This is a genomic window from Arthrobacter jiangjiafuii, assembly GCF_018622995.1.
Taxonomy (GTDB): domain Bacteria; phylum Actinomycetota; class Actinomycetes; order Actinomycetales; family Micrococcaceae; genus Arthrobacter_B; species Arthrobacter_B jiangjiafuii.
The window spans coordinates 1,415,102-1,428,023 of record NZ_CP076022.1 but is presented as its reverse complement, the minus strand read 5'-3'; the positions used below and the strand labels follow the sequence as shown (position 1 = coordinate 1,428,023).

The 12,922-nt window shown below is 66.9% G+C and carries 11 protein-coding genes; 4 read left to right on the top strand and 7 right to left on the bottom strand.

Annotation, left to right across the window (positions count from 1 at the left end):
• Positions 1–156: 156 nt before the first annotated feature.
• The 4 genes from KKR91_RS06680 to glnA all read right to left on the bottom strand — a co-directional run bounded on the left by KKR91_RS06680 (position 157) and on the right by glnA (position 6,873).
• A complete protein-coding gene (locus tag KKR91_RS06680; RefSeq protein ID WP_210230920.1) occupies positions 157–885 on the bottom strand; it encodes an amino acid ABC transporter ATP-binding protein in 729 nt (242 codons plus the stop codon).
• Positions 882–2,348 carry an amino acid ABC transporter substrate-binding protein/permease gene (locus tag KKR91_RS06675; protein WP_337925048.1) on the bottom strand — a complete coding sequence of 489 codons (1,467 nt, stop codon included), beginning with the start codon at positions 2,346–2,348 and terminating at the stop codon, positions 882–884. Before KKR91_RS06675 ends, KKR91_RS06680 begins: the two co-directional genes overlap by 4 nt.
• 111 nt (positions 2,349–2,459) lie before the next feature.
• A complete protein-coding gene (locus KKR91_RS06670) occupies positions 2,460–5,477 on the bottom strand; it encodes a bifunctional [glutamine synthetase] adenylyltransferase/[glutamine synthetase]-adenylyl-L-tyrosine phosphorylase (protein WP_210230918.1) in 3,018 nt (1,005 codons plus the stop codon).
• Positions 5,478–5,532: 55 nt separating this feature from the next.
• Positions 5,533–6,873, bottom strand: coding sequence for a type I glutamate--ammonia ligase (gene glnA, locus KKR91_RS06665; RefSeq protein WP_210230917.1), 1,341 nt, complete (start codon positions 6,871–6,873; stop codon positions 5,533–5,535).
• A 231-nt stretch (positions 6,874–7,104) separates the two neighbouring features.
• Between glnA and panB the strand changes: the two genes are divergently transcribed.
• Positions 7,105–7,983 (top strand): 3-methyl-2-oxobutanoate hydroxymethyltransferase, encoded by an 879-nt coding sequence (gene panB / locus KKR91_RS06660; RefSeq protein WP_210230916.1) that lies wholly within the window; start codon positions 7,105–7,107, stop codon positions 7,981–7,983.
• Positions 7,984–8,171: 188 nt separating this feature from the next.
• On the top strand, positions 8,172–8,630 hold the full coding sequence (locus KKR91_RS06655; RefSeq protein WP_210230915.1) for a hypothetical protein: 459 nt from the start codon (positions 8,172–8,174) through the stop codon (positions 8,628–8,630).
• Between the two features lie 48 nt (positions 8,631–8,678).
• Here KKR91_RS06655 and KKR91_RS06650 read toward each other — a convergent pair whose 3' ends face one another.
• Entirely contained in the window at positions 8,679–8,855 is a 177-nt protein-coding gene (locus KKR91_RS06650; RefSeq protein ID WP_210230914.1) for an SPOR domain-containing protein, read from the bottom strand.
• An 85-nt stretch (positions 8,856–8,940) separates the two neighbouring features.
• Here KKR91_RS06650 and map point away from each other — a divergent pair, with 85 nt between their 5' ends.
• Both map and ppgK read left to right on the top strand, forming a co-directional pair.
• Complete coding sequence (gene map / locus KKR91_RS06645; protein ID WP_210230913.1) at positions 8,941–9,819, top strand: type I methionyl aminopeptidase; 879 nt, start codon at positions 8,941–8,943, stop codon at positions 9,817–9,819.
• 39 nt (positions 9,820–9,858) lie between these two features.
• The gene (gene ppgK, locus KKR91_RS06640) at positions 9,859–10,665 is read left to right on the top strand and encodes a polyphosphate--glucose phosphotransferase (RefSeq protein WP_210230912.1); all 807 of its coding nucleotides are present in this window, start codon (positions 9,859–9,861) and stop codon (positions 10,663–10,665) included.
• A 153-nt stretch (positions 10,666–10,818) separates the two neighbouring features.
• Here ppgK and nrdR read toward each other — a convergent pair whose 3' ends face one another.
• Both nrdR and hisD read right to left on the bottom strand, forming a co-directional pair.
• Positions 10,819–11,316 carry a transcriptional regulator NrdR gene (nrdR, locus tag KKR91_RS06635; protein ID WP_210230911.1) on the bottom strand — a complete coding sequence of 166 codons (498 nt, stop codon included), beginning with the start codon at positions 11,314–11,316 and terminating at the stop codon, positions 10,819–10,821.
• A 216-nt stretch (positions 11,317–11,532) separates the two neighbouring features.
• Complete coding sequence (hisD, locus tag KKR91_RS06630) at positions 11,533–12,885, bottom strand: histidinol dehydrogenase (RefSeq protein WP_237687522.1); 1,353 nt, start codon at positions 12,883–12,885, stop codon at positions 11,533–11,535.
• Positions 12,886–12,922 lie beyond the last annotated feature (37 nt).

Here is a 12,922-nt window from a genome sequence, read left to right as displayed (position 1 = left end):
TCCTGGCACGGTTAAATCCCTGCCGGTTCCAATTTTAAGAGCCTCATCTCCACCGCCTCAACGTGGCGCCTGCCACAGGAAACGACGACGGCGGCCGTCCCCGGGAAGGGAACGGCCGCCGTCGTCGTCGTGCTGGAAGCGAGGGAGGAAAGGCTCCTAGAGCACCTTCGCCAGGAAATCCTGCAGGCGGGGCTGCTCGGGTGCGGAGAAGAGCTGCTCGGGAGCGCCCTCCTCGACGATGTGTCCGTCGGCCATGAAGATTACGCGGTCCGCGACTTCACGGGCGAAGCCCATTTCGTGCGTTACCACCACCATGGTCATGCCGGCCTTGGCCAGGTCGCGGATGACCTGGAGCACCTCGCCAACCATCTCGGGATCGAGCGCGGAGGTGGCTTCGTCGAAGAGCATGATGTCCGGTGCCATGGCGAGGGCGCGGGCAATGGCGACCCGCTGCTTCTGTCCCCCGGACAGCTGTGCCGGCCGGGCATCGGCCTTGTCTTCCAGGCCCACCTGCTTCAGCAGGCGCAGGGCGTTGGCACGGACTTCGGCCTTGGATCCCTTTTTCAGCTCCAGCGGGGCCAGCATGACATTCTGCAGCACGCTCATGTGCGGGAACAGGTTGAAGTGCTGGAACACCATGCCGATGTTCTGGCGCACCTTGTTCAGGTCCACCTTGGGGTCGGTCAGGCTGTAGCCGTTGACCTCGACCTCGCCGGCGGTGATGTCCTCAAGCTTGTTCAGGCAGCGCAGGAAGGTGGACTTGCCCGAACCGGACGGGCCGATCACGCACACCACCTCGCCTTCGGCAACCGTGACGTCCAGGCCCTTGAGGACCTCGTTGGAGCCATAGGACTTGCGCAGTCCGCGGGTTTGGATCTTGCTCACTTGTTAAACCTCTTATCCAGAACATCCGCCAGCTTGGTCAGCAGGGTGATGACGATGAAGTACAGGGCGGCGACGATCAGCAGCACCTCGGCGGTGCGGAAGTTCACCGCATAGATCTGCTGCGCCTGGTAGGTGAGTTCGGCAAAGCCGATCACGGCCAGCAGCGAGGTGTCCTTCAGGGTGATCACGAACTGGTTGATGAATGACGGGGTCATGATCTTGATGGCCTGCGGGATGACCACCTTCTGCATGGTCTTGCCGTAGCCCAGGCCGAGGCTGCGGGAGGCTTCCATCTGGCCCGGGTCCACGGACTGGATGCCGCCGCGCACGATCTCGGTCATATAGGCACCGGCGTTCAGCGACAGGGTCAGCACGCCGGCGGTCAGTACATCCACCGGCTGGCCGATCAGCTGCGGCAGGCCGAAGTAGAAGAAGAAGGCCTGGACCAGCACCGGGGTGCCGCGGAAGATGCTCACGTAGGTGGTGGCAATGCCGCGCAGCACCACGTTGGAGCTGACCTTGAAGAAGCCGAAGAGCACACCGAGCACCAGGGCGAAGACCAGGGACAGGGCGGTGGCCAGCAGGGTCAGGCCCATGCCCTTGGCGAAGGCCGGGGCATTCTCGGTCAGCAGCGACCAGAAGCTGGAGTCCTTGGCGCCGGCCTCCAGGTAGCGGTCCATGATTTCGTCGTATTCGCCGCTGGCCTTCAGCTCGGCCAGGCCGGAGTTGAAGGCAGCCAGCAGTTCCTGATTGGTCCCCTTGTTGACAGCGAAGCCATAGGAGGAACCGGCCTCCTTCTCGGTAACGGTTTTCAGGCCGTTGCCGGAGGCCACGCCGTAGGCCAGTACCGGGTAGTCATCGAAGACAGCCACGGAGCCGCCGGACTTGACGTCGTCGTACATCTGCGCGGACTGCGCAAAGGCGACCACGGTGAAGCCGTACTGGTCCTTGATGGATTCGGCGAAGGCCTGGCCCTCGGTGCCGGTCTTGACCGCCACCCGCTTGCCGGCCAGGTCCTCGTAGCCCGAGATCTCGTCGTCGCCCTCGGCGACGGCCATCTGGATGCCGGATTCAAAGTACGGGTCCGAGAAGTCGAACACCTGCTGGCGTTCCTCGGTGATGGACATGCCGGCGATGACGCCGTCCACCTGGTTGGACTGCAGGGACTGCAGCGCCGCGTCAAAACCGAGGGAGCGGATGTCGACGCTGAAACCCTCCTCCTCGGCAATCTCGTTGATCAGGTCCATGTCGATGCCGACGAGTTCGCCGTCCTGGCGGAACTCGAAGGGGGCGAAGGTGGTGTCCGTGCCGATGGCAAAGCTCTTGCCCTCGACGCCGGTGGAATCTGCTGCGAAGGCCCCGGTTGCGGGGACGCCAAGGAGCAGCGCGGTGGCCGCAGTCACCGCGATAAAGGGAGCGGCGAATTTAGCCGGTCCCCGGAGGGCCCGTTTGCCAGTATGCAAGGTGAAAACGTCTCCTAGATGTTCCGGAACGGCACAGAAATGCCGATAATGCCTCATAGAGCCTACCGAGCGCGGGGCAAAGGAACTAACCGGGAGGCTGCCGGCTCCGGATCAGTGGGAGTTGTAGCCGTAGAAGAAACGCTCGAAAACGGCCCGGGAACGGCGGGTCAACCGCAGGTAATCCTCCTCCAAAACGCCGCCCTGGCCCGGTCCGTAGCCGCACCAGCGGGCCACAGCCTCCAGTTCCCGGCGTGATGAAGGCAACACGTCCGGATTGCGTCCGCCGCGGATGACGTTGGCGGAGCGGATCCGGCTTGCCAGCAGCCAGGCATCGCGCAGGATGGCGGTATCCGCCTCCGGCAGCAGCCCTGCCGCGGCCAGCGCGTCGAGTGCCGGCAGCGTGGCCGTGGTCCGCAGCCCGGGGTGGGTGCCGGCGTGTTCAAGCTGGAGCAGCTGCACCAGCCATTCCACGTCGCTGAGGGCGCCGCGGCCCAGCTTGAGCTGCCGCGACGGATCGGCTCCGCGGGGCAGGCGTTCGTTTTCCACCCGGGCCTTGATCCGGCGGATTTCACGGACATCGTTTTCACTTATGCCGCCGGAATAGCGGATCGGATCGATCAGGTCGATGAACTCTGCGGCCAGGTCGTCGCTGCCTGCCATGGGCCGGGCCCGCAGCAGGGCCTGCGCCTCCCAGGCCAGCGACCAGCGGCTGTAATACTCGCGGTAGGAGCCCAGGCTGCGCACCAGCGGGCCATTGCGGCCTTCGGGGCGCAGCCCGGCATCCAGGACCAGCACCCGTTCGGCCAGGATGGCCGGGGTGCACGGCTGCTGCAGCAGCGCCGAGAGCTGGCTGACAATGCGCTCGGCCTGGGACTGGGCGGCGGCGGGATCCGCGCCGGGCAGGGCGCGGTGCACGTACAGGACGTCGGCGTCGGATCCGTACCCGATTTCCCGGCCGCCCTGGCGGCCCATCGCCACCACGAGCATCTCGGTGAGTTTCTCGCCGCTGCCAAAGACCTGTCCTTCGGCCACATGCAGGGCGCCCAGCACCGCCGCCCGGTCGGCGTCGGCCAGGGCAGCGCCAACCTGCTCCTGCGTCAGCAGCCCGGCACTGTCCGCCAGCGCGATGCGCAGCATTTCGCGCCGGCGGATCAGGCGGATCAGCCGCATCGCCGGCTGCGGATCGGGATGCCGGGACATCTTGGACCGGATCTCCTGCCACTGCGCGTCGAAGGAGAGCGGCACCAGATCCTTGTCGGTGCCCAGCCAGGCGGTGGCCTCCGGCGAGACCTCCAGCAGGTCCGTGATGAACCGGCTGGAGGACAGGATGGAGCACAGCCGCTCCCCCGCCGCCGAGGAGTCACGCAGCATCCCCAGATACCAGTGCGTCTCCCCCAGGGCCTCGCTCAGCCGGCGGAACCCCAGCAGGCCGGCGTCGGGGTCCACGCCGTCGGCCAGCCAGCCCAGCAGCACCGGCAGCAGCTGGCGCTGCAGTGCAGCCCGGCGGCTGATCCCGGCGGTGAGCGCCTCGATGTGCCGCATCGCCCCCTTGGGGTCCGCGTAGCCCAGTGCGGCCAGCCGGGCCTGCGCGGCCGTGGGCGAGAGCTTGACCTCGTCGACGCTGAGGCTGGACGCGGTGTTGAGCAGCGGCCGGTAGAAAATGCTCTCATGCAGCCGGCGGACCAGCCGCTTGGTGCGCTGCCAGGTATCGCTCAGCCGCTCAGCGGTGGGACGGCCGACGGCGAGCGATCCGCTGGCGGCCTTCGCCAGTGCCCGCAGGGCCGGTTCGGTGTCCGGCATCAGATGGGTGCGGCGCATGTGCACCAGCTGGATACGGTGTTCCAGCACGCGCAGGTAACGGTAGGCGGCGTCGAGGTCGACGGCGTCGCTGCGGCCGATGTAGCCGCCCTCGCTCAGAGCGGCAATGGCAGAGGTGGTGCCGCGGACGCGCAGCGATTCGTCGGTGCGGCCGTGGACCAGCTGCAGCAGCTGGACCGTGAATTCGACGTCGCGCAGCCCGCCGCTGCCCAGTTTCAGCTGCCGGCCGGCTTCATGGGACGGGATGTTCTCGGTGACGCGGCGGCGCATCGCCTGCACCGATTCCACGAAGCCCTCACGCTCGGTGCTGGACCAGATCAGCGGGGCCACCGCCTCCTCGTAGCGCCGGCCCAGGTCCGGATCGCCGGCAGCGGCGCGGGCCTTGAGCAGGGCCTGGAACTCCCACGCGTGGGCCCAGCGGCCGTAGTAGCTCAGGTACGAGTCCAGCGTGCGCACCAGGGGGCCGTCCTTGCCCTCGGGACGCAGATTGGTGTCCACTTCCCACAGCGCCGGTTCCGGGGCGCCGGCGTTGATCGCCCGGGAAATGCCGGCAGCGAGGGCGGTGCCGATTTTCGCCGCCAGCGTTTCGTCCAGCCCGGAGGAGTCCATCACGTAGATGACGTCGACGTCGGAAATGTAGTTCAGTTCCCGCGCCCCGCACTTGCCCATGGCAATCACGGCCAGGCGGACCCGGGATATGTCCTCCGGTGAGTAGCTCACGGCGAGCTCGGCGCGGGAGACGGCCAGGGCCGCTTCCAGCGCCGCCCCGGCCAGGTCCGCAAGCTCGCGCCCGACGGCGGGCATCACGTCAACGGGCGACGCCGAGCCTAGGTCGCGCACGGCCAGGTCCAGCAGGTGCCTGCGGTACCGGGTACGCAGCGCCACGTAGGCCTCGGTGCCGGTCAGGCCCGCCACCGGCGCGTTGCCGGTACCGGCCTTTACGGCTTCCAGCAGCGACGCCCGGAGGACGTCACCGGGGATTTCCGCCGGTTCGGCCCGCAGGGGGGCCCGCAGGCTCTCCGCCGCCTGTGGGTGGCGCATCAGGAATTCGGCCAGCGCCTCGGAGGCGCCGAGCAGCCTGAACAGGGCTTCGCTCTCCTGCTCGCCGCCCTCGACCAGCTCCCGCAGCTCCGGCACGCGGTCCAGCAGCCGGACCAGCGACTGCAGGGCCAGGTCCGGATCCGCTGCCTGCAGGAATCCGGTGAACAGCACCGACTCATCCAGGCCCTCGAGTTCGGCAGCCTGCAGGAAGCGGCTGCTCTTTTCCAGGTCGGTGAACCCTGCGGCAATCAGCCGGCGGGTGAGACTCATCGGAGGTCCTCCATGGTTTTTTGCTTCCTCCAGAACGCTCAGTACCGGCGGTCGCCTAGAGGATGCCGAGGTTGTTCTTCAGCTCGAACGGGGTGACGTGCTGGCGGTATTCGTGCCACTCATGGCGCTTGTTGCGCAGGAAGTTCTCGAACACCTGCTCGCCGAGGATCTCGGCCACCAGTTCGGATTCCTCCATGGCCCGGACTGCGTCATGCAGCGATGCCGGCAGCGGGTTCAGGCCCATGGCGCGGCGCTCCGCTACCGACAGGCTCTCGACGTCGTCCTCGGCACCGGCGGGAAGTTCGTAGCCCTCCTCGATGCCCTTGAGCCCGGCGCCCAGCAGCACGGCGTAGGAGAGATACGGGTTGGCCGCAGAGTCGATACCGCGGTATTCGAAGCGTGCAGACTGGCCCTTGCCCGGCTTGTACAGCGGCACACGGACCAGTGCGGAGCGGTTGTTGTGGCCCCAGGACACGTAGCTGGGGGCTTCTCCGCCGCCCCAGAGCCGCTTGTAGGAGTTCACGAACTGGTTGGTCACGGCAGTGAATTCCGGGGCGTGGCGCAGCACTCCGGCGATGAACTGGCGGGCCGTCTTGGAGAGCTGGAACTCGGCGCCGGCCTCGAAGAACGCGTTGGTGTCACCCTCGAACAGGGACAGGTGCGTGTGCATGCCGGAGCCGGGATGATGGGAAAACGGCTTGGGCATGAAGGTGGCGTAGCAGTTGGTGGTCAGGGCAACTTCCTTGACCACGGTGCGGAACGTCATGATGTTGTCCGCCGTCTGCAGGGCGTCCGCGTACCGCAGGTCGATCTCGTTCTGGCCGGGACCGGCCTCGTGGTGGCTGAACTCCACCGAGATGCCCACCGCTTCGAGCATGGATACCGCGGTGCGGCGGAAGTCCTGGGCCACGCCGCCGGGCACGTGGTCAAAGTAGCCGGCGCGGTCCACGGGGACCGGCTCGCCGTCGGGCCCGAGCTCATCGGACTTCAGCAGGTAGAACTCGATCTCGGGGTGGGTGTAGCAGGTGAAGCCCATGTCGGCGGCCTTGGCCAACTGGCGCTTGAGCACGTTCCGCGGATCTGCCGCCGAGGGCTGGCCGTCGGGGGTAAGGATGTCGCAGAACATGCGCGAGGTCTGCTCGGAGTCTCCGCGCCAGGGCAGGATCTGGAAGGTGGACGGGTCCGGCTGGGCCAGCATGTCGGATTCGAAAACGCGGGCCAGGCCCTCGATCGAGGAACCGTCAAAGCCCAGGCCCTCTTCGAAGGCGCCTTCCACCTCGGCCGGAGCCAGCGCCACGGACTTCAGCGTGCCCACGACATCGGTAAACCACAACCGCACAAACCGGACGTCTCGTTCTTCGATGGTGCGCAAAACGAATTCCTGCTGGCGGTTCATCCCTACCCTCTTCCTGGACGTTGGCCCGGCCCCGGATCATCCGGCGTCGTGCCCGTGGTTCTACCTGCCTTCACTCTACCTATCCGGCGCCCGATTCCCGCCGCCGCGCTGCCGGTCCCGCGCCGCGTTACGGACCCCGGGCCGGCAACAGGCCAGCGCGCGCCGCAACTCCTCCGAGAAGGCTCATGGAAGCAGGCCCGCAACTCCCGGCGGATTTAGTAGGCTCAGCGCATGAGTAACGCCGAACAGCCTGCCCCGTACGCCGGCACTCCCGCCGATCCGACTGCCGGTGCAGCTGCCGGGACGGGCGCCGGACCGCGCCGGATCCGCATTCCGCACCTGCAGCAGTTCAAGGATTCCGGGCAGCATTTTGCCATGCTCACCGCCTATGACCAGTACACGGCGGCGATCTTTGACGAGGCCGGCATCGAGGTGCTGCTGGTCGGTGATTCGGCGGCCAACAACGTGATGGGCCACGCCACCACCCTGCCGATCACCCTGGACGAGATGATCGTCTTCGCCCGGTCGGTCACAGCAGGCGCACAGCGTGCCCTGGTGGTCGCCGACCTGCCCTTCGGCTCCTACGAGGTCTCCCCCGCGCAAGCCGTAGAATCCTCCATCCGGCTACTCAAGGAAGGGCTGGTCCATGCGGTGAAAATGGAGGGCGGGGCCCATTACGTCCCGCACGTGAGCGCCCTGGCCGCCGCCGGCATTCCGGTGATGGCCCATGTGGGCTTCACCCCGCAAAGCGAGCATGCCCTGGGCGGCTACCGGGTGCAGGGCCGCGGCGACGCCGCGCAGGCAGTGCTCGACGACGCCGTCGCCCTGGCTGACGCCGGAGCCTTCTGCGTCCTGATGGAAATGGTCCCCGCCCATGTCGCCGCCCAGGTGGATGCCGCCGTCGCCGTCCCCACCATCGGGATCGGTGCCGGGAACGCGACAACCGGGCAGGTGCTGGTCTGGCAGGACATGGCCGGCATGCGCGGCGGCAAGGCACCGAGATTCGTCAAGGCCTTTGCCGATGTCCGCTCGGTCTTGTCGCAGGCCGCGAAGGAGTACGCGGCAGAGGTGCGCAGCGGCAGCTTCCCGGGCCCGGAGCACAGCTTCTGAACCCCTTGGTGGGAGGGCGTGTGCCCGGCGGGACGGGTCCAAGCTCCCCGGCGGCCCCGCGGACGGACCGGGCTGCCCCACTGCCACGGAGGAGGCAGCTGTGGGGAGGGATGCTCATCGTGGGGTCGGCGCTTTTGGTGTGGGCAGCCCAGAGGTTCACCGCCATCCCGCCCGATGGCCCCGATTTGATGTTCTTCCTGACATCGGGGCACAACCTGCGGTTGCTGGCGCTCTCGCTCAGCGGACCCGCCACAGCGGCGGGACTGCTGATGCTCCTCCCGCCGCTGCTCGGCCTGATCCGCCGTCGCTGGCTCCGCCTGCTGACCGGCTCGGTCCTGGGCCTCGCGGCAGCGGCCGGGGCGCTGCTGTTCCTGCTGTACTGGTTCTTCCACCTGATTTTTGCGGACACGGACTACTCCCTGGTGGAGGGGCCGGACGGAGAGCGCGTCGTCGTTATCGTTTCCTTCTACGACAGGATGGAGTTCGACGTGTACCGGCACGTATCAGGTGTCTGGTACGACGCAGCGCTCAGCAGCACCGTGACCGGCGATTCCATCCTCGATCCGGGCAGCTGCACGCTGGATCCAGCCAAGGCCGGACATCTGCTCACCTGCCGCCAGGGAACGTGGGAGATCCCGGGCTCGTGAGCGGCCCTGCGGCGGCGGCCGCGGTATGGTTCCAGCCGCCGGGCGTGTCTACCAGTTGCGGTTCTCTTCGTCTTCCTTGTCCCAGGCCTCATTGCGCGCCTGGACCTTCTGCAGGGCCAGCTCCGCTTCCTCCGGGGTCTTGTAGGGGCCCAGCAGCTTGGTCCAGTCGGACTGGGGGCCCTTTTCGACCTCGTGCGTAACGACGTTGAACCAGTACTCAGCCATGATGTGCTCCTCAAAAGTGCTTTAGGGCCCCCGGGTGGGCACCGCCATGCCGTGGCGCAAGCCGTCCGGCGATAAGATCGATGGTATGCCCCACACTGTTGCCACTGCACCCCTTGGCCGTCTCACCCCGGGAACCGTGAGTCCCCGCCTGCCGGTTCCCGCGTCGATCCCCCGCCCGGAATACGTGGGCAAGGAAGCGCCTACCCCGTTCACCGGCTCCGAGGTCAAATCCCCGGAGACCATCGAAAAGATCCGCATTGCCAGCAAAATTGCCGCCCAGGCCATCGTCGAGGTCGGCCGCCACATCGCCCCCGGCGTCACCACCGATGAGCTGGACCGCGTCGGCCACGAATTCCTCCTGGACCACCACGCCTATCCCTCAACCCTGGGCTACCGCGGCTTCCCCAAGTCCCTGTGCTCCTCGGTCAACGAGGTGATCTGCCACGGCATTCCGGACACCACGGTGCTGAACGACGGCGACATCATCAACATCGACATCACCGCCTACATCAACGGCGTACACGGCGATACCAACTGGACCTTCCTCGTGGGCGACGTCGACGAGGATTCCCGGCTCCTGGTGGAGCGCACGCAGGAATCCCTGCGCCGGGCCATCAAGGCCGTCATGCCGGGCCGCGAAATCAACGTCATCGGCCGGACCATCGAGTCCTATGCCAAGCGCTTCGGCTACGGCGTGGTGCGGGACTTTACCGGCCACGGGGTGGGCGAGGCGTTCCACACCGGCCTCATCATTCCGCACTACGACGCCGCGCCGGCGTACAGCCGGCTGATCGAACCCGGAATGGTGTTTACCATTGAGCCTATGCTCACACTCGGCACCATCGAGTGGGACATGTGGGACGACGACTGGACCGTCCTCACGAAGGACCGCAAACGCACTGCCCAGTTTGAGCACACCCTGCTCGTCACAGACACCGGCGCCGAAGTCCTGACCCTGCCCTAGACCGTCACCGACCCGAGACAGACCAACCTCTGGAGAACCATGGCCAAGAAGCACAAGAACAAGCACGGTGACAAGAGCGCCGTCATCGGTATCGATATCGGTGGCACCGGTATCAAGGGCGGCATCGTCGACCTCAACAAGGGCAAGCTGATTGGCGAACGGTTCCGGATCCCCACTCCCCAGCCTGCTACGCCGGAGGCAGTGGCAGGGGTCGTAGGACAGATCGTCGCCGAGCTCTCGGCCCGCCCTGAGGGCCCGGGAACCGACGTGCCGGTCGGAGTCACGTTCCCGGCGATCATCCAGCACGGCATCGCCCGGTCCGCGGCCAACGTGGACAAGAGCTGGGTGGACACCGACGTCGACGCCCTCCTCACTAAGGCCCTGAACCGCGAAGTGCAGGTCATGAACGACGCCGACGCCGCCGGGCTGGCCGAGGCGCGCTACGGCGCCGGACGCGGGGTGGACGGCACGGTGCTGGTCATCACCCTTGGCACCGGCATCGGTTCGGCCCTCATCCACCAGGGCGTCCTGGTTCCCAATGCCGAACTGGGCCACCTGGAAATTGACGGACACGACGCCGAATCGCGGGCATCCGCCTCCGCCCGTGAACGCGATGACATCAGCTGGGAAGAATACGCGCAGCGGCTGCAGCGCTACTTCTCCCATGTGGAGTTCCTGTTTTCGCCGGACCTGTTTGTCGTCGGCGGCGGCATCTCCAAGCGCAGCGAGGATTTCCTGCCGCTGCTGGACCTGCGCACCCCGCTGGTCACGGCCAACCTGAAGAACAACGCAGGCATTGTGGGTGCCGCCCTGCAGGCAGCCATGCACTTCAACTACATCAAGTAAGTCCGGTTCCGGGCAAACATCCGCAAAAACAGCAGCGGCGGCAGATATTCCTGCCGCCGCTGCGCTGTGCCCGGATTGTCTGCTTAGCCCGGATTGTCCGCTTGCCCGGATTGCCTGCTTGCCCGGACGTCGCCTTGCCCGCTTACCTGGGCCCTAGCGGGCAGAGAGCGGCCGCTGGGTGTCCGCCGGAAGGGCGGCTGCCTGCAGCGAGTCCTGTCGGAGCAGGGCGATGGCGGCCTCGAAGTCCTCGAGGGATTCGAACGCCTGGTAAACGCTGGCGAACCGAAGGTAGGCCACCTGGTCCAGCTTCTGCAGCGGCTTCAGGATGGCCAGGCCTACCTCGTGTGCATCGATCTCCGCGACTCCGGACGCCCGGATGGTTTCCTCCACTTCCTGGGCCAGCAGGGCCAGGTCATCCTCGCTGACGGGCCGTCCCTGGCAGGCCTTGCGCACGCCGTTGATGACCTTGCCCCGGCTGAACGGCTCGGCCACTCCGGAGCGCTTGATCACACTCAGGCTTGTGGTCTCCACGGTGCTGAACCTGCGCCCGCATTCGGGGCACTGGCGGCGGCGGCGGATCGCGGAACCGTCGTCGGCCAATCGGCTGTCGACGACGCGGGAATCAGCGTTGCGGCAGAACGGACAGTACATCCGGTGTCCTTTCGCTGGAGTTCAGGGCCGGGAACGGCCCGGCGGCAGAGCTGCACTGCCGGAATTTCCGGTGGCGCGGCCCGGACATAAGCCGGGCTGGGCCTAATTCTAGGGCCGCACCCTGCACATCACCAAGTGCCTGTCACCACATGTAGTAGGTAGTGCCACTACATGTGGTGGTTGATGCCGTTTTACCAGCGTCGATGAGGGCGTTGCTCAGTCGGCGAACCGGATGGACACCGCGTCCCCGTGCGCGGGCAGATCCTCGGCCCGGGACAGGGCCACCACATGGGTGCTCACTTCCTGCAGCGCCGCACGGTCATAGTTGATGACCTGGATGGCGTGCATGAAGGTGGTGACGTTCAACCCCGAAGAAAAGGCCGAGGTTCCGGCCGTGGGCAGCACATGGTTGGACCCTGAGCAGTAGTCGCCCAGGCTGACCGGGCTGTAGTTGCCGACAAAGATGGCCCCGGCACTGGTGATGGACGAGGCGACGTTGGCGGCGTCGGCGGTCTGGATCTCCAGGTGTTCGGCGCCGTAGGCGTTGCAGACGGCTATGCCCTGCTCCAGTCCGTCCACCAGGATGGTTCCGGACTGGGGGCCGGAGAGTGCGGTTTCCACGCGTTCGCTGTGCCGGGTGGCCGGGACCTGGCGGCCCAATTCCTCCCGGACCCGCTCTGCCAGTTCCGGGGAATCGGTGACCAGCACGGAGGCGGCGTTGGGATCATGCTCGGCCTGGCTGATCAGGTCGGCGGCAACAAGCCGGGCATCTGCACCGGCGTCCGCGAGGATCGCGATTTCCGTGGGGCCGGCCTCCGCATCGATTCCCACCACGCCCTTGACCAGGCGTTTGGCGGTGGCCACATAGACATTGCCGGGCCCGGTCACCACATCCACCGGCTCCAGTTCGGGATTCTCTCCGGCGGCGGGGATGCCGTAGGCGAAGGCGGCAATGGCCTGGGCTCCGCCCATGGCGTAGACCTCTTCGATCCCCAGCAGTTCGGCTGCGGCGAGGATGGTCGGGTGCGGCAGTCCGCCGAATTCCTTCTGCGGCGGCGAGGCAAGAGCCAGCGAGGCGACGCCGGCAGCCTGGGCCGGCACCACGTTCATGACCACGGAGGACGGATAGACGGCCAGCCCGCCCGGCACGTACAGGCCCACGCGGTTCACCGGCAGCCATTTCTGGCTCACGCCCGCGCCCGGTCCGATCTCCAGGTCGGTGTCCAGCGGGCGCTGCGCCTCGGCGAACAGCCGTGCGCGCCGGATGGACTCCTCCAGGGCGGCCCGGACCTGGGGGTCGAGCTGGTCCAGAGCCTCGCGCAGGGCCTCCCGGGGCACCAGCAGATGATCCTGTCGGACGCCGTCGAACCGCAGAGCCAACTCATTGAGCGCGTCGAAACCGCGGCTACGGACATCGGCGATGATGGCGGCCACGGCGTCCGAAGCCACATCGGTGGTGGTCTCGGCCCGCGGCATGGCACGTTTCAGTGCGGCCGGAGAAAGATGCTGGCCGCGCAGGTCGATGGTGGCGAAGGAATCGAAGGCAGGACCGGAGGTTGATGAGTTCACCCCTCCAGTCTACGCAAGCGCCCTTGGAGCGCAGGTA

Bases quoted from the DNA above. Each gene is read 5' to 3' on its own strand.
- KKR91_RS06655 (WP_210230915.1), top strand. From the start codon at position 8,172: ATGTTCTTCCTGACATCGGGGCACAACCTGCGGTTGCTGGCGCTCTCG.
- KKR91_RS06670 (WP_210230918.1), bottom strand. From the start codon at position 5,477: ATGAGTCTCACCCGCCGGCTGATTGCCGCAGGGTTCACCGACCTGGAA.
- glnA (WP_210230917.1), bottom strand. From the start codon at position 6,873: ATGAACCGCCAGCAGGAATTCGTTTTGCGCACCATCGAAGAACGAGAC.
- KKR91_RS06650 (WP_210230914.1), bottom strand. From the start codon at position 8,855: ATGGCTGAGTACTGGTTCAACGTCGTTACGCACGAGGTCGAAAAGGGC.
- ppgK (WP_210230912.1), top strand. From the start codon at position 9,859: ATGGCCAAGAAGCACAAGAACAAGCACGGTGACAAGAGCGCCGTCATC.
- map (WP_210230913.1), top strand. From the start codon at position 8,941: ATGCCCCACACTGTTGCCACTGCACCCCTTGGCCGTCTCACCCCGGGA.
- nrdR (WP_210230911.1), bottom strand. From the start codon at position 11,316: ATGTACTGTCCGTTCTGCCGCAACGCTGATTCCCGCGTCGTCGACAGC.
- panB (WP_210230916.1), top strand. From the start codon at position 7,105: ATGAGTAACGCCGAACAGCCTGCCCCGTACGCCGGCACTCCCGCCGAT.